19 protein-coding genes are annotated in these 21,562 nt (G+C 65.5%); 2 read left to right on the top strand and 17 right to left on the bottom strand.

What is annotated here, in order from left to right; all coding sequences use genetic code 11:
• Nucleotides 1-308: autotransporter outer membrane beta-barrel domain-containing protein (locus GY40_RS01090; RefSeq protein WP_038357951.1), on the top strand; the 308-nt coding region annotated here is incomplete at its 5' end.
• Between the two features lie 447 nt (nt 309-755).
• On the opposite strand, the gene GY40_RS01085 is transcribed toward GY40_RS01090, so the two are convergent.
• Entirely contained in the window at nt 756-965 is a 210-nt protein-coding gene (locus tag GY40_RS01085) for a hypothetical protein (protein ID WP_248311063.1), read from the bottom strand.
• Nucleotides 966-1,253: 288 nt separating this feature from the next.
• Between GY40_RS01085 and GY40_RS01080 the strand changes: the two genes are divergently transcribed.
• Entirely contained in the window at nt 1,254-1,553 is a 300-nt protein-coding gene (locus tag GY40_RS01080) for a hypothetical protein (protein ID WP_038357947.1), read from the top strand.
• Between the two features lie 56 nt (nt 1,554-1,609).
• Here the strand turns inward: GY40_RS01080 and GY40_RS01075 are convergent, their stop codons facing one another.
• The 16 genes from GY40_RS01075 to GY40_RS01000 form a co-directional block, all read right to left on the bottom strand.
• Entirely contained in the window at nt 1,610-1,831 is a 222-nt protein-coding gene (locus tag GY40_RS01075; RefSeq protein ID WP_038357945.1) for a hypothetical protein, read from the bottom strand.
• Between the two features lie 231 nt (nt 1,832-2,062).
• On the bottom strand, nt 2,063-2,395 hold the full coding sequence (locus GY40_RS01070; protein ID WP_051987400.1) for a cupin domain-containing protein: 333 nt from the start codon (nt 2,393-2,395) through the stop codon (nt 2,063-2,065).
• A 29-nt stretch (nt 2,396-2,424) separates the two neighbouring features.
• Complete coding sequence (locus GY40_RS01065) at nt 2,425-3,303, bottom strand: branched-chain amino acid ABC transporter permease (protein WP_038357941.1); 879 nt, start codon at nt 3,301-3,303, stop codon at nt 2,425-2,427.
• Complete coding sequence (locus GY40_RS01060; RefSeq protein ID WP_038357939.1) at nt 3,296-4,084, bottom strand: ABC transporter ATP-binding protein; 789 nt, start codon at nt 4,082-4,084, stop codon at nt 3,296-3,298. Before GY40_RS01060 ends, GY40_RS01065 begins: the two co-directional genes overlap by 8 nt.
• Complete coding sequence (locus tag GY40_RS01055) at nt 4,081-5,046, bottom strand: branched-chain amino acid ABC transporter permease (RefSeq protein ID WP_051987399.1); 966 nt, start codon at nt 5,044-5,046, stop codon at nt 4,081-4,083. Before GY40_RS01055 ends, GY40_RS01060 begins: the two co-directional genes overlap by 4 nt.
• Nucleotides 5,015-5,782, bottom strand: coding sequence for an ABC transporter ATP-binding protein (locus GY40_RS01050; RefSeq protein ID WP_248311062.1), 768 nt, complete (start codon nt 5,780-5,782; stop codon nt 5,015-5,017). Before GY40_RS01050 ends, GY40_RS01055 begins: the two co-directional genes overlap by 32 nt.
• Nucleotides 5,779-6,918 carry an ABC transporter substrate-binding protein gene (locus tag GY40_RS01045; protein WP_038357937.1) on the bottom strand — a complete coding sequence of 380 codons (1,140 nt, stop codon included), beginning with the start codon at nt 6,916-6,918 and terminating at the stop codon, nt 5,779-5,781. The genes GY40_RS01050 and GY40_RS01045 overlap by 4 nt, the downstream gene beginning before the upstream one ends.
• Nucleotides 6,919-7,008: 90 nt before the next feature.
• Nucleotides 7,009-8,559 (bottom strand): hydantoinase B/oxoprolinase family protein, encoded by a 1,551-nt coding sequence (locus GY40_RS01040; RefSeq protein WP_038357935.1) that lies wholly within the window; start codon nt 8,557-8,559, stop codon nt 7,009-7,011.
• A gap of 5 nt (nt 8,560-8,564) precedes the next feature.
• Nucleotides 8,565-10,628, bottom strand: coding sequence for a hydantoinase/oxoprolinase family protein (locus tag GY40_RS01035; RefSeq protein ID WP_038357933.1), 2,064 nt, complete (start codon nt 10,626-10,628; stop codon nt 8,565-8,567).
• A 21-nt stretch (nt 10,629-10,649) separates the two neighbouring features.
• The gene (locus GY40_RS01030) at nt 10,650-11,444 is read right to left on the bottom strand and encodes an IclR family transcriptional regulator (protein WP_038357932.1); all 795 of its coding nucleotides are present in this window, start codon (nt 11,442-11,444) and stop codon (nt 10,650-10,652) included.
• Between the two features lie 1,060 nt (nt 11,445-12,504).
• Nucleotides 12,505-16,011: an ATP-binding protein gene (locus GY40_RS01025; RefSeq protein WP_038357930.1), complete on the bottom strand. Its 3,507-nt coding sequence runs from the start codon at nt 16,009-16,011 to the stop codon at nt 12,505-12,507.
• Nucleotides 16,012-17,283 (bottom strand): metallophosphoesterase family protein, encoded by a 1,272-nt coding sequence (locus tag GY40_RS01020; protein WP_038357929.1) that lies wholly within the window; start codon nt 17,281-17,283, stop codon nt 16,012-16,014. It abuts the gene before it with no gap.
• Nucleotides 17,284-17,805: 522 nt separating this feature from the next.
• Nucleotides 17,806-19,188: an amidase gene (locus GY40_RS01015; protein WP_038357928.1), complete on the bottom strand. Its 1,383-nt coding sequence runs from the start codon at nt 19,186-19,188 to the stop codon at nt 17,806-17,808.
• Between the two features lie 8 nt (nt 19,189-19,196).
• Nucleotides 19,197-19,949, bottom strand: coding sequence for an SDR family NAD(P)-dependent oxidoreductase (locus tag GY40_RS01010; RefSeq protein ID WP_051987398.1), 753 nt, complete (start codon nt 19,947-19,949; stop codon nt 19,197-19,199).
• Between the two features lie 19 nt (nt 19,950-19,968).
• Nucleotides 19,969-20,730: an SDR family NAD(P)-dependent oxidoreductase gene (locus GY40_RS01005; protein ID WP_038357926.1), complete on the bottom strand. Its 762-nt coding sequence runs from the start codon at nt 20,728-20,730 to the stop codon at nt 19,969-19,971.
• Nucleotides 20,727-21,560 carry a polysaccharide deacetylase family protein gene (locus tag GY40_RS01000; RefSeq protein WP_038357924.1) on the bottom strand — a complete coding sequence of 278 codons (834 nt, stop codon included), beginning with the start codon at nt 21,558-21,560 and terminating at the stop codon, nt 20,727-20,729. Before GY40_RS01000 ends, GY40_RS01005 begins: the two co-directional genes overlap by 4 nt.
• Nucleotides 21,561-21,562 lie beyond the last annotated feature (2 nt).

The following is a 21,562-nucleotide window of genomic DNA, read 5'->3' as shown; positions in this document are numbered from 1 at the left end:
ATTCCACGCTCGGCTTGCGGGCAGCGACCAGCCTCGATCTCCAGGGCATGGCCGTGACGCTGCGCGGCGGTCTGGCCTGGCGCCATGCCTTCGGTGACGTCGATCCGAAAGCGACGCTCGCCTTCGCCGGATCATCCAGCGCGTTCACCGTTGCGGGTCTGCCGATCGCGCGCGATGCAGCCATGGTCGAAGCCGGGCTCGATCTTGCCATCGGCCGTAACGCGACCCTCGGCGTGAGCTATACCGGCCAGCTCGCCGAGGATACCCAGGATCATTCCTTCAAAGGCGTGCTCGCCGTTAGGTTCTGAAGGCAATTCACACATTGTCTCGCGTCTGCACGGCAATGGAAACACACCGCCAGGCCGTCACAGCGCCTGCAAGGCGTTGCCACGACACCGCCTAAAACGAAAAAGGCCCGGCACCACGCGAGCGGGCCGGGTCCTAATGAATTAGCGGGAGCTACAGGGCAGCCGCCCGGCCCATCGACTGTCTCTCGCTCGCTGGAGGACGGAATTCCGCTCCACTATGAGGACGCGCTAACGAGGTGCGAGGACTAATCCGCGGAACAAGGCTTCGCAGCCGCGATTTCTCACGGATGAAACGCGCCGAGCCTCCTCTCGAATTCTGGATCTGGCTGGCAGTCGCCGGAATCCTGGTCATTTTGGCAATCTATGCCGCTATGACACCGGCAATCGTCCTGACGCCTCGACCTCCTGTCGACGTCGGTTGATCTACCGTTCTGGCAGCCGCGGGATTCAATCCTCAGACAATCCCGCCTTGCCTTGGCCATTCGAGGAGCTGCGGGTCACGCCATATTCGCTCGAAGCTCTTCGCTTGCCATCGAGGTCGTAGCCCGTCGCGGCCAAACCGCGGCGCAGGAGCTCCCTGATCGCCGCGGCACGGCTGGGCATCCGATTGTCAAAACGGAAATCCTCCAGAGCCTGCAGCTCTTCCTGATCGATCATGATCTGAAGGCGCTCACCGCGCGCCAGTTCATTGCCCTTCCCGGTGGTCTCTGTCATGGCAGTTACTCATTCAACCCAACAGTCGTTCTATGGGTAAAATGCGCCACGTGCCATTTTGTTTCAAGAAACTTGTTTGGAGAATCTTTCTCGGTCGAGCCTGAATGAGCGGGTTAACATGCTGATTAATCTGGTTTTTTCTGGATCACGCCCGACGGGCGGGGTAGCCTGCTGGCATTGACTTCCTGCATTTGAGTCACGCGGAGATCGATCCCGGAGTTTGGAGCGGACATGAAACCGACAGTCGAGTCCTACACGGTCGCATTGCCTTGGTATGAGCGAGAGGACTTCGATACTCTTTGGGATCTCGCTCAGGATAAGGACGAGATGCCGCGCGATTATGAGGCCTGGCATGCCAATGCCATGGCCGTGATGAACGCTTGGCTGGCCCGGGGACGAGCGCTTCAGATTGTCACTGTTCGCCCCGAGGAATTCATGGCCTGGCTAGCTGAACGTGGTCTTCCCAACACCGCGGCGACGCGCCGCCAATACGTTGAGGACAGGGCCACCCGAGACCATCAGGCAGCTTGAAACGAAAATTGCCCGGCCCCGGCCGAAGCGAGACCGGGCAGTGCTTGATGGCGCCCTCAGGCCAAGGCATCCTCTCGAATGTGGAGCAAGACATTTTGCTTGAGGTCTTCCTCGTCGAGCGCGATCGGCGCAAATCCCGCGACGAGATAGGCAATCCTCCGCCGCTCCTTATCGTGCTCCTGCTCGGGAATAGTCGACTTCACCTCGCTCCATACAGCTTCCAACGCGGCATAAGCCCGGGCGAGATCCGCCGGGTCCGTCAACGATGAAAAAGGCATGGCTCCTTCCCCAAAATTGGACTTGCGATGAAAAATCTAGGCGCGGCGGCGCCGCTCGCAAGCGGGGTACCAGACAAAAAAATGGCCCCGCCAGCCGAAGCTGACGGGGCAATTTGATGTCCGCTAACGACCCTCTCTGGACATTGGGAGCGTCCGCTTGCGGACGGCTCCGTTGGGGGCCCCATGACAGGATCGAGCTCTGTGCCGCACCGCAATACGTCAGTGTAGCACTCAAGCGTATTCGGACCGACGCGGGGTGAAGACGTCGAGGTTGATCACGGGCTCTTCGCCGATCACCTCGCCCCAATGCTCCACATTGGAGGGAATCACGACGAGCCCGCCGGGACCGATCAGATGCTCGTGCCCGCCGATGAAGAACCGGATCGTGCCGCTGACGATGTAGGCGATCTGCTCATGGGGATGGCTGTGCGGTTTGGGCTCGTGACCCGGCATCAGTCGATGCAGCGCCAGCGTCGCCGCCGAGCCGGAGAACGCCTTGCGGTCGACTCCCGGACGAACCGGCGTCCAGGGGATCTGGTTCCAGTCGATCTTGTGGATGTCCATAATGGTGGCTCCGATCGTTGCGTGGTTCGTCACTTCGCCGCGCCGAGGATCCCGGATGGGCGGATGAACAAGAACAGCAGCAGCACCGACAGCGCGGCGACGTTCTTCAGCCCCGCGCCAAAGCCGACGATGGCGAGGGCCTGCAGCAGGCCGAGCAGCAGGCCGCCGAGAAAGGCGCCGAAGGGCCGCCCGAAACCGCCGACGATCGCGGCGATGAAACCGCTGATCGCGAAGGGCACGCCGACATTGAAGGCGGTGTACTGCGTCGGCGTGATCAGGATGCCGGCGATGGCTCCCAGCGCTGCGCTCAGCGCGAAGGCCAGCGCCAGCATGCGTGAGACCGGAATGCCCTGCAGCGCCGCAGCCTCGCGGTTGATCGAGCAGGCGCGCATCGCCTTGCCGGTCTTGGTCAGGCTGAAGAAGGCGGCCAGTAGTCCGACGATCGCCAGCGATCCGCCAACGATCCAGATGAGCTGGTAGCCAAGCGCGACCGAGCCGATCATCAACGGCGGCCGGTCGGTGAAGACGGGCAGGGTCTTGGGCTGATCGCCGACCGCGATCAGGGTCAGCCGCTCGATCACGATCTGGGCGGCGAGCGTCGCCAGGATCATCACGAACATCGTCGCCTTGCGGTTCCACAAGGGCCTGACGACGATCCGCTCGATTACGACGCCGAGCGTGGCGACGGCCAAGATCGCAATCAGCGCGGCCACGGGGAGCGACACGCCGTTACGCGCAAACAGCACCTGGGTGATCATGCCGCCGAGCATCACGAACGCGCCCTGGGCGAAGTTCACGATGCCGCTGGCATTGTAGATCACGCAGAAGCCGATACCGATCAGCCCGTAGACGCAGCCGATGCCAAGCCCGCTGACCAGGACTTGGGGAACATAGGACCAGTCAGCCATGGGGAGGCTCCTGCATAGCTGGCTTGCCGGTGCCCAGATAGGCCGCGATCACGGCCGGATCGACGCGGACTTCGGCCGGGGTGCCCTGCGCAATTTTGCGGCCGAAATCGACCACGACGACGCGTTCGGCTGTGTTCATCACCAGCGTCATGTCGTGCTCGATCAGGAGCACGCTGGTGCCCTCGTCGGCGATGCGGCGGATGATGCGCGACAACGCCGCCGATTCCTCGGTGTTGAGGCCGGCGGCCGGCTCGTCCAGCAGGATGAGCCGCGGGCCTGCGGCCATGGCCCGCGCGAGCTCCAGCATGCGCTGGCGGCCATAGGGCAGGGCCGCGGCGGGCTCGTCGGCCATCGCAGCCAGCCCGGCGAAGGCGAGGAGGTCGCGGGCTCGGGCATCGAGCGCCTGTTCCTCGCGGCGCGCCGACGCAGGCCGGAACAGTGCCGCGAACAGCCCGGCCCTGCCCTGCAGGTGGCAGCCGACTTTGACGTTGTCGAGCACGCTGAGATCCTCGAACAGCTTGACGAGCTGGAAGGTGCGGACCAGTCCCGCCCTGGCGATCTCGGCCGGCGGGCGGCCGGTGATGTCGTTGCCCTCGAACGTGATGCGGCCCGCGCTCGGCGGCAGGAAGCCGGAGATCAGGTTGAACAACGTGGTCTTGCCGGCGCCGTTGGGGCCGATCACCGCGGTGACGCCGTCAGCCGGCACCTCGAAGGAGACATCATCGACCGCGACGAGCCCGCCGAAGCGCCGGGTTACGCCTTCCAGTCTGAGCCGGTTCATGAGCGGCCCCGCGGGGCGAACAGGCTGGCGAGCCCGCGTGGTGCATAGATCAGGAGCAAGATCAGCGCCGCGCCATAGGCCAGATCCTGATAGTCCTTGAAGGCACGGAAGGTCTCGGGCAGCAGGCTGACGATCAGCGCCCCGACCAGCGGACCGGCAACCGTTCCGATGCCGCCGACATAGAGCATGGTGAAGGTGACGATCACCATGTGCAGCCCGAAGACCTCGGGGCTGACGTAGCCGACGATATGGACAAAGAGCGAGCCTGCGAGCGCCGCGAACCCGGCGGAAAGCAGGAAGGCGACCAGCTTGTAGCGCGCGACCGCGATGCCGAGCGCCGTCGCCGCCTCCTCGCTGCCCGCGACCGCCGAGAGCGCTCGCCCGAAACGCGAGCGGCGGATTCGCCCGGCGGCAAAGGTGCAAGCCGCGACGACCAGCGACAGCAGGACCAACTGCCCTCGGTCGGAGGTGACCTCCCAGGGGCCGATGCCGAAAGGCGGGATGCCGGAAATGCCCATATAGCCCTGCGTCACCGACTGCCATTCGACCGTGATCTCATAGGTGATCAGGCCGATGGCCAGCGTGCCCATGGCGAGATAGTGGCCCTTCAGCCTGAGCGCGGGAAAGCCGACGATCGCGGCGGCCAGTACGGCAGCCGCGATGCCCAGCACCATGGCCGGCAAGGGCCCCCAGCCATGGCTCGCCGTCAGCACGGCCGACATGTAGCCGCCGATCGCGGCGAAGGCGTTCTGGCCGAAGGAGACCTGCGCGGCAAAGCCCATGAACAGGTTCAGGCCGGTCACGAAGACCGCATAGATCAGGGCAAAGGAAACGACGGTCGCCGCATAGCCGCCAACGACCATGGCGTAGCCGACGACCGCCGCGGCAAAGAGCCAGGGCAGCAGGCCGACCAGCCTGATCGGACGCCGTTCAGGCGAAGTAATGCTGGGCGAGATCGTCATGGGAGGTGATGTCACGCGGATCGAGTTCGGCGACGATGCGCCCGAGCGAAAGCAGGTAGACGCGGGATGCGAGTTCGAGCGCCAGCGGCGCCTTCTGTTCGACCAGCACGATCGCCAGGCCTTCGCGGTTCAAGAGGCCGAGCGTCTCCAGGATTTCCCCGGTTACACGCGGCGCAAGGCCAAGCGAGGGCTCGTCCAGCAGCAGCAGTTTCGGCCCGGCCATCAGTGCCCGGCCGAGAGCGAGCATTTGCTGCTCGCCGCCCGACATCGAACCCGCGGCCTGGCCAAGCCGCTCCTTCAGACGCGGGAACAATGTCAGGACGCGCTCGCGACGGCGGTTGAACTCGGCCTTGTCGCGCAGGCGATAGGCGCCGAGTTCGAGATTGTCGGAGACGCTCATCGGGGCGAACAGCCCGCGCCCTTCCGGCACCAGTACGAGGCCGCGCGCGGCGACCGCGACCGCATCGTGCCGCGGCAACACCTCGTCGCGGAAGCGGACCTCGCCGCTATTGGCCGAAAGCCCCATGATCGCGCGCAGCAACGTCGACTTCCCGGCACCGTTGGGGCCGAGCACGGCGACGAGTTCGCCTTCGCCGATGCGCAGGTCGACGCCGTGCAGCGCATGGATATGGCCGTAGCGGGCGGAAAGGCCGGTCGCGGCCAGGATCGGCGGAGTCACGCCCGCCATTGGCGAAGCAACGCGCGCCTGCGTCTTGGCCGCGACCGCGAAGCTCATTGCACCACCTTGACCTTGCCGCCTTCGATCGTGGCGAGCACGAAGGGGTTCTCGGTGATGCCCTGGTGCAGGTCCGGCCGGAAATTGTAGATGCCGGTCGTACCTTGGAAGCCGCTCAGCTCCTCATAGGCCGCGCGGACCTTCTCGCCCTCGAAGGACTTCGCCTTCTCGATCGCGGCGACCGTCAGCATGACGCCGTCCCAGCCGCGCGAGGCCCAATTCGGGTCGCGATCGCGATATTTCTCGCGCCAGGGGTCCAGAAAGGCCTTGATGCCAGTCTTGAGGGCGCCTTCGGGCAGCGCCTCATAGACCTGAGAGGGCGAGGCGACGAAGAAGAACTTGTCGCCCAGGACCTCGGAGACGGGACCGAACACGGCGAGATCCTCGAGGCTGGTCAGCAACAGCATGTCGGCGCCGAGCTGCTTGATGTTCTTGGCGGCGGTCAGCGTCGTGCCACCAAGCCCGATCTTCAGGATCGCGCCCGCACCCGCCGACCGCGCTTTACTGACCTGAACACTCAGATCGGCATCGTCCTGCTTGTACTGGTCGACCGAGACGACCTCGAGACCGTATTTGGCCGCGTTGCGCTCGGCCACGCTCTTCTGGAGATTGGCGTAAGGGGTCGGGTCGTGCAGTACCGCGATCTTGCGGATCTGCGTTTTCTCCTTGAGGTATTCCAGGCGCTTGTCGATCTCGAAACCGGCGGGCGGCAGGGTGGTGAAGGCCCAGGGCAGATGCTCGGCCTGCGTCGGCAGGATCGAGCACAGCATCATCGGCACCTTGGCGCGCAGCAGCAGGCCGGCGGCCGCGAAATTGCCGGCCGAGACGCAGCCGCTGACGAAGACGTCGACCTTGTCCGAGCTCAGCATCTTCCGGTAGACCGTCACCGCTTCCTGAGGTTCCGAGCGGTTGTCCTCGACGACGACCTGGATCTTGCGGCCCATCACGCCGCCCTTGGCGTTGACCGCGGCGGCGGCGAGCTCGACGCCGTCGCGCCAGGCGCGGTCAACGGTCGCGGCATAGCCGGTCAAACCAGCTGAAACGCCAATCTTGTAGGGTTCCTGCGCAGAGGCGGGCATCGCGCCGGCCAGCGCGAGGCTTGCGGCAAGGCCGGTCGCCAAAAGGGTCTGCTTCATTATCTCTCCTCCCGGTTTTGCCTGGTCCCGGCCGGTGGCCCCGATGCGAGGCCCCGCCTTTTTTGGGCTTGAGTCTGGTGGCGGGCACTGTCAGGCGGCCGGCTTGCCGTAGCCGCCGCCGCCCGGTGTCTCGAGCAGCACGACGTCGCCAGCCTGCATGGTCAGCTTCTTCGCTTCGCTGACGGACTTGCCGTTGACGAGGAAGCGACCGGGCGCTCCTGGCATGCCGCCATCGATGCCGTCGGGACCGCGCTCGAGCCGGCTCGGCACGGCGTTGAGCAGCCAGGCGTGGTCGGTGCGCATATGGAACTGGATGATCTGGCCGTCGCCGCCCGGCATCCGGCCGTTGCCGCCCGAGCCCGGCCGCAGCTCCTTGCGGTCGAAGACGATCGGCATCGCGGCTTCCAGGATTTCGATCGGCACGGCCGCGACACCGGTCGGATAGCAGGTGGCGCTGGGTCCCGGCTTGCCGGCGCGGGCGCCCATACCGCCGGAATAGTTGAACATCGAGGAGGTGAAGGCTTCCCCGTTGGGTTTGCGGCCCTGGATCTGGATCGTCCAGACCGCACCCGATCCTTCCGCCAGCACACGCTCCGGCATGACCTGATGCAGCGCCTTGAGGATCGGCATCGGCACATACATGCCGACGACATGGCGCGCATTCACCGGAGCCGGATAAGCGCAGTTGACAATCGAGCCGACCGGGGCTCGCACCTCGATCGGCGCCAGTGAGCCGGTGTTGTTCGGCAGATCCGGATTGAGGCAGGAGCGGATGGCGAAAGTCGAATAGGCGTGGGTGTAGTTCAGCACCACGTTGATGCCGGTCGTCGTCTGCGGCGAGGATCCATCGAAATCGACGATGATCGAACCACTCTCGGCATCGACCGTGACGGCCGTCTTGAGCGTGATGATCTCGCCGCCGGGGACGTCGAAGACGGCCTCGCCGTGATAGGTACCCGGCTTCAGCTTGCGGATGGCGTTGCGGGTCGCCTCCTCGGAGCGGTTGATGATCTCGTCCGACAAGGCCTCGATGTCATCGACATCATAGCGCTCGCACAAGGCGATCAGGTGCTCGGCCGCCGCCTCGCCGGAGGAGACCTGAGCCGAGAGGTCGCCGAAGACGGCGTCGGGCGTGCGTACGTTGCGGCGGATGATGTCATGCAGCATCTCGCTGGGCTTGCCGCGCTCGTAGAGCTTGAGCGGCGGAATCCACAGACCTTCCTCATGCACGTCACGGGCGCCGGCGCCGATGCCATAGCCGCCGATATCGGTGTGGTGGATGGTCGAGCCGATATAGGCGAGCAGCTTCTCTCCGTCGAAGATCGGCGTCAGGATGGTGATGTCGAAGAAATGCCCGGCCGAGAGCCAGGGGTCGTTGGTGATCAGCACGTCGCCGGGCTCGCAGCGGCCCTCGAACAGCCGCACGAGATGGGCGCCGGCGAAGGCGAGCGAGTTGATATGGCCGGGCGTCCCGGTATTGGCCTGCACCACCATGCGCCCGCGTTGGTCGAACAGCGCGCAGGCGAGATCACCGGCCTCGCGGACGATCGGACTGAAGGCGATGCGCTGCAGCGCCTTGGCCCGCTCTGTGACGATGCCAATCAGGTTGGACCAGAGGATCTCGAGTTCGACGCCATCCATGGGATTCAGCCTTTCGTCGCGACGATGCAGCCGAGCGCGTCGATCGTCGCGCTCCAACCGGGCGGCAGCGCGGTCGTGGTTTCGCGCTCCTCGATGATGGCGGGACCGGCGATGGTCTGGCCTGTGGCGAGCGTGGCGCGTTCGTAGACGGGCACGGACTGATCGTCCTCCCAGGCATGGACGGCGCGGTGGCGCTTGGGCGCGCCGCTGGCGATCTCGGGCCTGGCTTGCCCGTCGAAATGTGGCAGGGGGCCGCGCGCGATCACGCGCCAGGTCACGAGCTCGATTGGCACATGTGACGGGTTGACGCCGTAGAGCGTCCGGTAGGCTGCCTCGAACTGAGCGGTCAGTGCGGCGGTGTCGCGGCTCCGGCGCGGATCGGTCTCGAAGATGATCGTGACCTCGTGCTGCTGGCCGACATAGCGCATGTCGGCGCCGACGAGGATCGTGACGTCGGCAGCGCTGCAGCCGGATTCGCCAAGCGCACTGATGCCTTCCCTTTCCAGGTCTCCGATGACCCGATCGACGCGCTTCCAGTCGAGATGGTCGACGCGTGTCAGGTCGCTGCGCACGAGATCCAGCCGGACCGGCGTGACCAGCGTACCGAAGGCCGAGAGCACGCTCGATTGAGGCGGCACGATCACGCTGGTGCTCTGCAGCAGTTCCGCGACCCCGCAGGCATGCAGCGGACCTGCGCCGCCGAAGGCGAAGAGCGGTAGGCCGCGATAGTCGACGCCGCGATCGGTTGCATGGGTACGCGCTGCCGAGGCCATGGCCTCTGTGACGATGCGGTAAATGCCGCGCGCCGCCTGCACGGCGTTGAGGCCGAGCGCCTCGCCGAGCCGCTCCATCGCGGCATCGCAGGCGGATTTGTCGAGCGACATGTCGCCGCCGAGGAAGTTCTTAGCATCAATCAGGCCGAGCACGAGGTCGGCATCGGTGACGGTCGCGTTTTGGCCGCCGCGGCCGTAGCAGGCGGGTCCGGGATTGGAGCCGGCGCTTTCGGGGCCGACCTTGAGCAGGCCGAGGTCGTCGACATGGGCGATGCTGCCACCGCCGGCGCCGATCTCGATCAGGTCGATCGAGGGCACGGTGACGGGCAGGCCGCTGCCTTCCCGGAAACGATAGCGGCGGTCGACCTCGAACAGCCCGGTGATCAGCGGCGTGCGGTTCTCGATCAGACAGGCCTTGGCGGTGGTGCCGCCCATGTCGAAGGACATCAGCCGGTCGATGCCGAGGAGTTCGGCATAGTGGCAAGCGGCGAGCGCTCCGGCCGCGGGGCCGCTCTCGATCATCCGCACCGGGTTGCGGCCCGCCGTCTCGGCCCCGACGACGCCGCCAGAGGAGAGCATGATCAGCGGGGTGTTGGCGAAGCCCTCGATCCGCAAACGGTCGCTCAGGCGCTTGAGATAAGGCTGTGAGATCGGCATCGCATAGGCGTTTACCGTCGCTGTCGAGGCACGCTGGTATTCGCGGATCTGCGGCGCGACCTCCGCCGAGGTGCAGATGAAGACGTCGTTGAGTTCGCGCGACAAGGCGGCTGCAACCAGCGCTTCGTTATTCGGGTTGGCGAAGCTGTTGAGGAAGCAGATTGCGACGGCGCGTGCACCGCTCGCCCGGATTTCCGCCGCGAGTTCGGCAATGTCCTGCGGGCTCGGTGCGAGTGCCACGGTGCCGTCCGCCAGGACGCGTTCCTTGAAGCCGAAGGTCAGTTCACGCGTGACCAATGGTTCGGGAAATTCGATCTGCGGGTCGTACATGTCGTAGCGGTGCTCGTTGCGGATCGAGAGCACATCGCTGAAGCCCTCGGTGACGACGAGCGCCGTCGGCAGGCCCTTGCGTTCGATCAGCGCGTTGGTGACGACCGTGGTGGCATGGACGACGACCCCCTCGACCGCACTCGCACCGATGCCGGCCTTGCCGAGAACGGAGTCGACACCGCGAAAGAAGCCTTCCAGCAGGTCGTGATGGGTGGTCAACGTCTTGTCGACGCTCAAGCCCCCGCGGGAGTCGCGCAGGACGATATCGGTGAAGGTACCGCCGATATCGACGGCCAGCGAATAGGTCATGTTCTCGGTCTTTCCAATCTGTCAGCCTTGCCAGCTCAGACCACGCGAGATGCGTTCGGCGCTGCCGACGACCTCACGGATCTGTTCGGGGTCGGGAACGGGCGGAATGAACTGCGTCGCACCGACGATGGCGATCGAGCCGACGAGAATTTTGCGGTGGTCGAAGACAGGGGCGGCGAGCGTGTTGACGCCGGTGATGACCTCATTCGGAGCGGTGGCCCAGCCGCGTTTACGAACAGCCTCGACCTCGGCGAGCAGCGCCTGCGTTGAAATGATGGTCGCCGGCGTCCAGGCCTCAAGCGGGCCGTTGGCGATCGCGGCGGTGCGCTCCTGGGAGCCGAAGGCGAGCCAGATCTTGCCATGGGCGCTGGCATGGAAGGCGAGCCGCGTGCCGGGCCGCGTGGAGAATTCGATGAGCGTGCGGCCCTGGATCAGTTCGAGGACGATCAGTTCGTCGTCGATCGCGGCGCAGACCGTGACCGCCTGGCCGGTGTGATCGCGCAGGGTCATCAGCTCCTCGCGCGCGGCGCTGACGATATCGAAGCGCTGACGCAGGGCTTCGCCCAGCATCATCAGCTTGATCCCGGCCTCGTAGCGGCCCGTCTCGGCCTCCTGGCGGACGAAGCCATGACGCTGCAGCGTCACCAGATGCCGATAGATCGTCGCCTTCGACGCCGAGAGGGCTTCCGCGATCTGGGCGAGCGAAGCCGGGCGGCTCTGCTGCACCAGGTAGTCGACCGCATGAAGCGCGAGATCGAGCGTGCTGGTGCCGGCAGGCGCAGGTTTCCCCGCCGCTTTTGGCAAATCCGTCGACAAGGGCGTTCCTCTTTGCATTTCATTTCATATAATGAAATGTCATTTTGTTATATGATACGATGGCGAGGATTGAACCGGCTGTCAAGGCGAGGAGAGTCTCACGAAACGAAGGAAGTGATCCGGCAAGCCCCAACGGCAAGGCGGTCTCCAGGTGCGCGCCTTGGCCAAGGCAGCGCCCCTGGAGAAAGCATCCTCACGCCGCTCGGACGGCCCACGATACTTTGGGCGATTTCTGTGTCGCGTGTCCTTTGTCGCAAGTAAGGGGAAAATTACGACAGGATCTGCGACAATAGATCCAGCTTGAGGGCGTCGCCCTGCGGGCCGGGTTTTCGGCTACGCCGGAACCATGCCTTCACGCGTTTCCGTCATTCGGCTTCAATTCCGGCGGAGCGCTCGTCTGATGGCGACCGCGCTCGACAACTCGACGTCCGTGCCAGGGTTTCGATCCCGATCCATCGCGCGCTGACCGAGCACATCATGCTTGGCGGACCAAGACGATGAGCCGCTCCAGCAAGGAGGGCTCTTCGGAGGGCAATGCGAACCGGACGGCTAAAATCTTAGCCCGCCACTTCAGTGGAAGGATACACGTGTTCGGCTATCAGCATGATCATGTCTGACCGTTCAAATCGCGCCACTGAGCGGCAACGCCGAGTGCAGCCTGCCAAGCTCAAGGTGGCTAGCGGGGCAATATTCAGCTGCATGATCCGGGATATTTCGGACGGTGGCGCGATGCTGAGAGTTCCCGTCGGTTTCAACGAAACAGGGGCAGTTCATATCACCTCGCAGGCTATCGGCGTCGACCGAGAAGCTCGGATCGTTTGGCAGGATCGTTCTTCGATCGGAATCGCATTCCGATCCGTCGACCTTCCCAACGCCCCCCTGCAGAAGCAACGTTCATAGAAGGAAAGCGCCGAGGATCCACTATTTCCGGCGCCGGGTGAGCTCGGGATCAGCAAGGTGGTCCATCGTCGGCCCCACTACACCGATGCCAAGTTTTCATTTTCGAGATCGAAGGCAATTCGATGGCAATATCAGCCATCTCAAGTCCACTTCTCCGACGTCATGCAATGCGGCGGCGCTGCATCTCTGGCTCGTCCAGACGATAGAGCCGCGCCGTCGGGCAAACCCGCCGGACGATCTCGCAGAGATGCTGGTGGTGGGTCAGGTAGATGACCTGCCCGCTCCGTGCCATGTCCACGAACAGGCGAAAGGCTTCCTCGGCGCGAAAATCGTCGAAGGTCTCCATGATGTCGTCGGCCACGAAAGGCACGGCGCGGCGCGCCTTGGCGAACTCGTGGTATCCTGCGACGCGGAGCGCGAGATAGAGCTGGAAGCGCGTGCCCTTAGACAGTTCGTCCGCGGCTTTCGAGCCGCCGCCGGCAGCAAGCGCGATCAGCGTCTCACCATCCTTACCAGGCTGTGCCGCGAGGCCGGAATAGGCGCCGCGACTAATCGTCCGGAACGCGGCCGAAGCCCGCTCCATCATCGAGCTGCGATGGCGCTCCCGATAGATCGCGAGAGCCTGCTCCGCCGCAGCAACCCCAGCGCGCAACTGCAGATAACGCAGTGCCCCATCCTCGATCTCCAGCAAAGTGGTGCGGCGGCGCTCTTCGATCTCCGCCACCGTGGCATCGCCGCCGATCGCTTCGACCTGATCGACCGTCGTCGCGCGAGCGGCAAAGAGTTCGTGGCAGCGCCGGTCCTGATCGTCGAAACGCACCTTCAACTCGCTCAGCTCTGCCTCCAGAGCCGGGCGGGACGCATTGTCGAGCGCTGCCTCCGCACTAGCGAGGTCGACACTGCGCATCGCCTCGCGGATGTCGCGCTCAGCTTCCGCCGCTCGCTCCTGCAGCACATGGCGCTGCGCAATCTGCTCCAGCGCCTCGGCAACATCAGCCAGCGAGGCGACCTCGAAGAAGTCGATCATCCTCTGCGTTTGCCCGGCATGGATCCCGTTCTTTTCGGCCAGAGTCCGCTGCCGATCTTCGGCGCTTTTCAATTGGGCAAGCAGTTGCGTGCGACGCTCCTGGTCGGCGCCCGCCTTCCGGATCGTGTCGACGATCTCGCGGACGAGATCGAGAACCGGCATCGCCTCCCGCGGAATGCCCAAGGCGCGCGCGAGAATCGCGACCTCATCGCGGAATGCCGCCTGGTCCTTCTCCATCTTGTCGATGCGATCGATCAGACCCGCGCGCTTCTCCAGAGTCGGCGCGAGGTCGGCCACCGCGGCTAAGGTCTCGCGCACGACGCCAAGCGCCGGCACGGCACCGGCTTCCGCGAGCCAGCAATTGCGGCAGGTCGCGGACCAGGCCTCGGCCCAATCCCGCTGCTGCGCCTCAGCCTGTTCGGCGCTGCGCTCGCGCCTCGCCACATCGCGACGCCGATCCTCAAGCTCGGCGTAGAACCGACACCGTTGCGCCTCGCTCTCAAGACCGGTCTGGGCTTCCGCAAGTAGGACGCCGACATCCGCCTCCGCCGCATAGACGATTCCGGCCCGCTCCAGCGCGGCGCGAAGCTGAGACAAAGCCTCGCCAGCATCGGCTTGCGCCGCATGCAGATCCCGCTCGGCCATCCGCATGATGTCCCGCGCCTCCAGAACCCGGCTGCGACAGGACAGCCAATCCTCGAGTTCCAGCAGCGACGGCGCCGGAAGCCAAGACGGCACCATGGTGAGAACGGCCTGTGCGACCTCGGCGTCAACGCCCGCGAGAGCAGCCGCAGCGCCTTCCCCGAGCTCCGTCGCACGAGCGAGATCGGCCTGCGCCACGGCCAGGGCCTGCCCGCTCCGATGCAGTCTCGCTAGGTCGGACATGTGCGAGATCCGTCCGGCACCGACGAGGTCGTCATGGCGCAGGGCTTCCTCGAAGACATCCGCCGAGGCCGCATCGAGATCGCGCCGATGCGCGGCCCAGGCCAGTTCGCGTCGCGCGCGAATCTCGGCGGCCTCGCGATCGGTCACAATGCCGGTCGTCGCCGCCAAACCCGCCCGCTCCGCCTCGACATGGCGCATCTGGGTGGTGAGACGCCCGATCTCTCCTTGGTGCTGGCTCAGCAGGGCTTCATTCTCGCGCCGAGACGCCTTCCAGCGCTGCAGCATGTCCGGTCTCGGAACTGTCATGCCGACGAGCTGCTCCAGCGTGCCATGCCAGGGCCGCAGTGCCAGGAGACGTTCGTCGAGAACCTCCTGGGCCGCTGCGCGCGACCGTTCGGCGACGCGGAGGCGGACCTGATGATCCGATGACCGCAGCACCTCGACCGTCGCGGCCAATGTCGCAACTGCGCGCTCACGCTCCTGGGGCAACGACGCCGCCTGATCCGTCTTCGGCAGCTTTCTTGCGGTTTCGGCGAGGCGACGACGGGCTTCGGCGCATTCTTCGCTGGCATTACGCAGCGCCGCATCGATGCCCGACCGCGCTTCGATCAGTTCGCGCAAGCGACCGGTTGTCGCGACGGTCAGGACGAGGCGCTGCGGCTGCGCCTCCCCATCCCGGTCAATCCGCTGCAGGATTCCGGAGACCTGCAGATCCAGCTGGCGCAATTGCAACCTGCGCTCGGGAATATCCTTTTCCGCTGTGATGTAACGCGCCCGCAGCTCGGTGAGCCGCTCCAGCTCGTCCGCTTGACGAAGAGCGGCGTCATCGACGACGATTGCCTCGATCTCGCTGCGTAACCGCGCGATCTCATCGCGATTGGTTTGGTTCTGGACGGCGAGCTCGATTTCTTCCTTCTGCAGCGCTGGCAACGCGGCGGCCCAGCCGGGCGGCGCTTCGGGCAAATCGGCAAACGGGCCCAGACGCTCGCGATCGGCGCGCAACGCGACGAGCCGGGGCAGCGCCGCAATATGGCGCTGAATCTCATCCATCCGAGCCTGGATGCGGGCACGCTCTCCGACCGCTTCGTCATATTGGTGTGCCGCGCTGTCGCGTGCCGCGACGAGCCGCGCATAATCCGATGCCAGCGTATCGATCTGCTCGCGTTCAGCCTTCAGCGCGACGAGCTGCGCCTTGAGTTCCGCCAGCATCCCGCTCCGGGCCCGGAACTTATAGAAGCCATCTGCTTCCGTACGGAGGTCGAGCAAGTTCTGGCTGAGATCGGCGAGGCCTGCGCTGGCGGAGAACAGCAACTGGCCGAGATCGCCCTTGCTCGCCAGGATGCTCTCGCCGCCCTTTTCCAAGGTCTCGTCATCGAGCGAGAACATCGTGCGGTAGGCGTCGCGGTCGATCCCGCCGATCTCGGCGCGGATGGCGGCTTCTGGAATAGGGCGGTCGCCGGCGTCGAGCAAACTGTTCTGCGGTCGCTTGATGCGCGCAAAATCACGCGTCTCGCCACCAAGCTCCAGCGCCGCGCCGATCCGCATCGTGGGATAGGGGTGCAGGAAGCCGAAGGAGCTCTGCGTGCCGATGCCGAACAATAAGTCGAGGAAGGCAGCGAAGGTCGTCGACTTGCCGGCCTCGTTCGGCCCGTAGATCACATGCAGATCCGGCTGGCCTTCACACCGCTCGCCGAAATCGATGCTGCAATCGGTGAATTTGCCGTAGCGCGTTAGGTCGAGGCGGCGGAGGCGCATTCAGGTGCCCTCGCCTGCAGCCTGCAGCCGCGCGACGACCGTCTCGGCCCCGTCGCGCGCGAGCCGTTCGATATGCGTCCTGAAGGTCTCCTCGTCTGAGCCCAGGATGTCACGGCATTCCTGCGGAAGTTGGGCCCGGATCTCCTCCGCTATGCCGGCCAGCGTAGCGTTGAAGGCATCGGAACCAAGGATCTGACCCTCGATCAAACGGTGCAGCTCGCTCAGCGGGTCCCCGGTCGGCCCTTCCCGCCTGTCCGGCAACTGGCTGGTGATTTCCAGCTTTTCCACCCAGCATGAGCCAAGGGCCGCAGCCCGATCATCAGCTTCTGTCTTCAGAAGATCCGTGTCCCGGCGGATGCGCCAGGCGAGCGGCGTCGCACCGACGACGTGCAGGCGCGCCACCAGATGGTCCGAACCGACGGCGCTCCGCGCCGTCTCGAGCGCACGCCCGAGCCGCGAGACCAGTTCCCGCCAATCCTCCATCCCGGTCACATCGACCGTGACCCGCTCGAACTGCGCGACGCTGGTCACGCGCTCCTCGATGTCGATCGAGCGGTCGTCGCCGACCGTGACCAGCGAGACGGATTTCGGCCCGGCCTCGTTGATGTCACGCCCCTGCGGCATGCCCGGCATCGCGATCGTACAGGTATCATCGTTGACGATCGCGCGCTTGTGGACGTGGCCCAGCGCCCAGTAGCGGAATCCCGTCGCCCGAAGATCGGCCAGGCTGCATGGCGCATAGAGGTCGTGGCCCGGGGTGCCGGCCAGGCTGGTGTGCAGCATGCCGATATTGACCGCGCCCTCCACCGGCGGCCGGTACTTGCCGAGCAGGCTCTCCGGAGCGTGGGGCTGCGCGAAGCTCAGCCCATGGATCACGATCGGGACCCGCCCGGCCGGGCCCGGAAGCTCCGGCGCCTCGGCGCGGCCGCCGAAGACCTTGACCGAGTCCGGAAGCACCAGCTCCTTCGTGATCCGCGACATCGCGTCATGATTGCCGCGGATGACGAAGGTGCGGATGCCGGCCTGATCGAGCCGCCGCAGCTGCTCGGCTAGAAAGCGCGCCGTCTTCATCGAGCTCTGATCGCCGTCATAGAGATCGCCGGCGATCAGCAATCCGTCGACCTGTTCCGCCAGGCACAGATCGATGATGCGCACGAAGGCCTGCCGGGTCGCGTTGCCGATCAGCTCCGCCAGATCGGGATGGCGCATGGCGAGCGAGCGAAGTGGCGAGTCGAGATGGATATCGGCAGCATGGATAAAACGAAAAGTCACTGGATCTCCATGTTGCAGCGCTCTAGCCAACACTCATTATCTCGGCCGATGCGTGCTCTTCAATGCAGCCAGCCGTACGTCTCCATCGGAATGGCCTTAACCAAGAGGCGCTAGAACCCAACGCCTCTGCCGCTCCGGAAGTGACGGTTTCTCGCCGTCTGCTTCACCTCCACAGCCTACGACGAACATACACTTGCACGCCTCCGTACCACCTTATGCAAACTAGCGTCGATTAAGGCGCTGGGGGAGCACGGTGGCGTACGCAAAGGGCATGCACCTCTCCGCTTGGCTCAGCCACGCCCACCGTGCTCTCGACCAGACTGTCGAGGATGCCTACTGCTGGGGCGAAGAATTCCTTCACGGAGAGCTGACTGACGACGAGATATTGACCTGCCTATTCGCTCCGCGAGGACAGCGCAGTCAATGCGTCTCGATCGGCGAAGGGGAATGGTCATTTCGTTGCGCTGAAAAGCGGCCACCACCTAGTTCACTAAGAGGCGGCGCTTCATCAAAGAGGGCGCGCTAAGGTCTGCTATACGTTGCCTCCAAGCGGCGAGCCACGTCGAGGAGGTAGGCATCTTCATGCCAACGGCCAACCAGCTGAAGGCCGATCGGGAGACCGATATTCGACGTCCCGCAAGGTAGTGACACCGCCGGATGCCCGGTGAGGTTGAACGGGAAGGTGTAGGGGTACCATGCACCACGGATCGTGCCGGCGGCCCGCCCGCCGATCTCGATCGGGCCGAGTGGATCGAGATCGACGGGCAAGGCCGGCGCCGACAGGGTTGGCGAGGCGATGATGTCGTGGTGCGCGAGGATCTCCTGCACCTTGGTGAAGCAATCGGTCCGCGTGAACTGGGCCTGACAGAGATCGGCGGCACTGTAACCGCGGCCGGCATCGATCGTCGCAAGCAGAGTCGGGTCGAGCTTCTCAGGGGCCCTTTCGGCATGGCCACCGAGTCGAGCCAGCAGCAGCGAGCGCAGGAAGACAAGGAAATGCGGCTCCAGCGAGACGAGATCAAGCTCGATCGGCTCGACCCCCCAGCCGAGCGCCTCCGCCTGCCTCATCGCGGCGACGACGGCCGACTCGACATCGGGATCGAGGATGTTGCCGCAGCGCAGGAGGAAGCCAACCTGCGGCTTCTCGCTTTCGCCGAGCCGGCGTTCCGGGAAGGCCGGTATCTGTCCATAGGGATCGCGACGGTCGGGACCGAGAAGCGTCTCGAACATCAGGGCGGTATCGGCGACATCGCGCGCCATCGGCCCGACGAAGGAATTGGCCCCGAATAGGTCCGGGGCCTGCAGATTCGGGATCGCGCCCAGCGTCGCCTTCAAGCCGACGACGCCGCAGCAGGCGGCGGGGATGCGGATGGAACCGCCGCCATCGGTGCCGAGCGCGAGCTGCCCCATGCCGGCCGCGACCGCGACCGCCGCGCCGCCCGATGAGCCGCCGCAGGTATGGGCATGATTATGCGGATTGAGCGTGCGGCCGAAGAACGGGCCTTCGGTGAACGGCTTGTGGCCGAATTCCGGCGTCGTCGTCTTGCCGATCAGGATCGCACCCGCAGCCCGCGCACGCGCGACCCCAACCGCATCGGCCTTCGGGATGTTATCGGCAAAGAGCGCCGAGCCCTGCGTGGTCGCGACGCCTTCGGTGTTGGTGAGGTCCTTGACCGAAAACGGAATGCCATGGAGCGCTCCCAGACTCTCACCGCGCATCACCTTGGCCTCGGCATCCTTCGCCTCGGCGCGGGCACGCTCGGCGCAGACCGCCATGAAGGCGTTGAGCTCTGCCTTCTGCTCGATGCGGGCGAGGGCAGCCTCGACGGCCTCGACCGGCGAGACGGTTTTCGCGCGAATCGCGGCGGCGAGGTCGACGGCGGAGAGATCGGCGATATCGGTCATGGCTGTCCTCAGATCATCCAGCGGCCGCCATCGATCAGCAGCGTCTGGCCGGTCAGGTAACGGGCGTCCTCGCTGGCGAGGAAGGCGACGCAACCGGCGACATCCTCCGGCTCGGCGATGAAGCCGGCCGGCGTCGTCGCCTTGATCCTCTCGATGACGGCAGGTGTCAGCCGGTCATGGGCGCGGGTCCGGATGGCTCCGGGCGCGACCGCATTGACGGTGACGCGATGCGGCGCCAGCTCGCGCGCCAGCGAGCGGGTAAAGCCGATGATGCCCATCTTGGCGGCGGCATAATCGGCGAGGCCGGCATCGCCGACGAGCGCGGCGTCGCTCGACATGTTGACGATCCGGCCGCCGCGCTGGCGCATCGCGGGTACGACGAGATGGCTCATCCGCATGGCCGTGAACAGCGAGACTTCCAGCACGAAGCGCCAGACCTCTTCCTGCGACTCGTGGAACTGCGCCGCACGCTCGCGGCCGCTCTGGCCGACATTGTTGAAGAGGATATCGATCGGGCCGAAGGCCGCGATGGTGCGGCCATGGAAATCGGCGAGTACGGCGGCGTCGGTGCAGTCGCCGGCCATGGTCAGCAGGCGGTCGACCGGCTGGCCGGCGAAGCTTTCCGCGAAACCGTCGGCCTCGCGGTCGATCACGGCGACCCGTGCGCCCTCGTCGAGAAAGCGACGCGCCGTCGCAGCGCCGATGCCATGGGCCGCGCCGGTGATGGCGACGGTCTTAGCCGTGAAGCGTCCGCTGGTCATCGCCGGCTCCCCAAACGCGCTAATGGAAGGTCCGGCCGCCATCGACGGCGATGGCGGTGCCGGTGACATAGGAGGATTCCGCGCTGGTCAGCCACAGGATTGCGGCGGCGATTTCCTCGGGCGCGGCGACGCGCTGGAGCGCATAGCGGGCGCGCACGGCTTGATAGGCGGCTATGGGGTCGGGAGCGGTGTCGATACTCGTGCGGAACAATTCCGTCTCGACCGCGCCGGGGCAGACCGTGTTGACGCGGATGCCGAACTCGGCGGCCTCCATCGCGAGCGCCTTGGCGGCCATCTGCAGGCCGGCCTTGGAGGCGCAATAGGCGGAGCGGTGCTTCAGCGGCGAGAGGCCGGCGCCGGACGAGACATTGACGATGGTGCCGCCGCCCGCCGCCTTGAGATGCGGATAGGATGCCTGCGCCACCAGCATCGGGCCGGTCAGGTTGACGGCGATGATGCGGTTCCAGTCGGCCAATGCCATGCTCTCGATATCGGCGATGAGATCGATGCCGGCCGAGCTTACGACACCGTCGAGCCCCCCGAGCGCGGTGGCGGCATTGGATACGGCGGTCTCGACGGAAGCCGGATCGGAGACATCGGCCCTGAAGGGGACGAACGCATTCCCTCCGAAACGCCCGGCCAATGCCGCCAGCGCATCCACATCGCGATCGAGCGCTGCGACCCGCGCGCCTTCTTTTACGAAGCGCTCGACCGTCGCGAGCCCGATGCCCTTGGCAGCGCCGGTGATCAGGACGCGCCGGTCGGCGAGCGCCCCGCTCACCGCCTCGCCTCCGCGCGGGCGGTCTCGAGGCCGGGGCGCATGTCGTCGACCATCTCGTCGCAGCGGCCGATCCAGACATTGGGGTGCTTCAGCGCGTGCTCGATCAGCCCTTCCAGCGCCTTGATGCGCGAGGGCTGGCCGATCATCTCGGGGTGCATGCCGACCATCATCATCCGGTCCTCGGCATAGAGCACGTCGAACTCGCCCTTCCAGGCTTCGAGCAGGGCGGACGGCGCCTGCATGGTGCGGCCGGGCAGGACGATCGAGTACTGGAAGAAGGGCGCGTCATCGAGCACCCAGCGGAAGGGCAATTCGACGATCTTGGTCTCCTCGCCCGCGACCGTGTGGAGATAGGGCGAGTCGTCGTCGAAGAAGTTCGAGGAATAGTCGAAGCCGTACTCGACCAGCATCGGCATGGTGACCGGGCTGATCTCGGCCGCAGGCGAGCGCCAGCCGCGCGGCGCACGGCCGCTGACGCGCTTGATCGACTGGAAGCCCTTCTCCATCTCCTCGCGCTCCTCCTCGGGCGAGAGGTTGAGGATCCAGGTATGGCTGTAGCTGTGATGGGCGAGCTCGTGGCCGCGCTTCAGGATCTCCTCCATCAGCCCCTCGCGCTGGTCGATGATCAGGCCCGGCACGAAGAAGGTCGCCTTGATGCCGTAGCGATCGAGCAGATCGAGCACGCGGCCGGTACCGACCTTCCAGCCATAGGCGCCCTGCGACATCAGGATCGGCCGCTCGGCATAGGCCGGGTCGCGGCCAGTCCACATCGTTTCGGCGTCGAGGTCGAAGGTGAGGAAGAGCGGGAAACCCTTGGAGGTCAGCGGCATGA

Origin of the sequence: Allobosea sp. UNC402CLCol (assembly GCF_000745475.1) — a bacterium.
GTDB lineage: Bacteria > Pseudomonadota > Alphaproteobacteria > Rhizobiales > Beijerinckiaceae > Allobosea > Allobosea spartocytisi.
The sequence above is the reverse complement of the archived record's forward strand: the minus strand, read 5'-3'. Positions and strand labels throughout refer to the sequence as shown.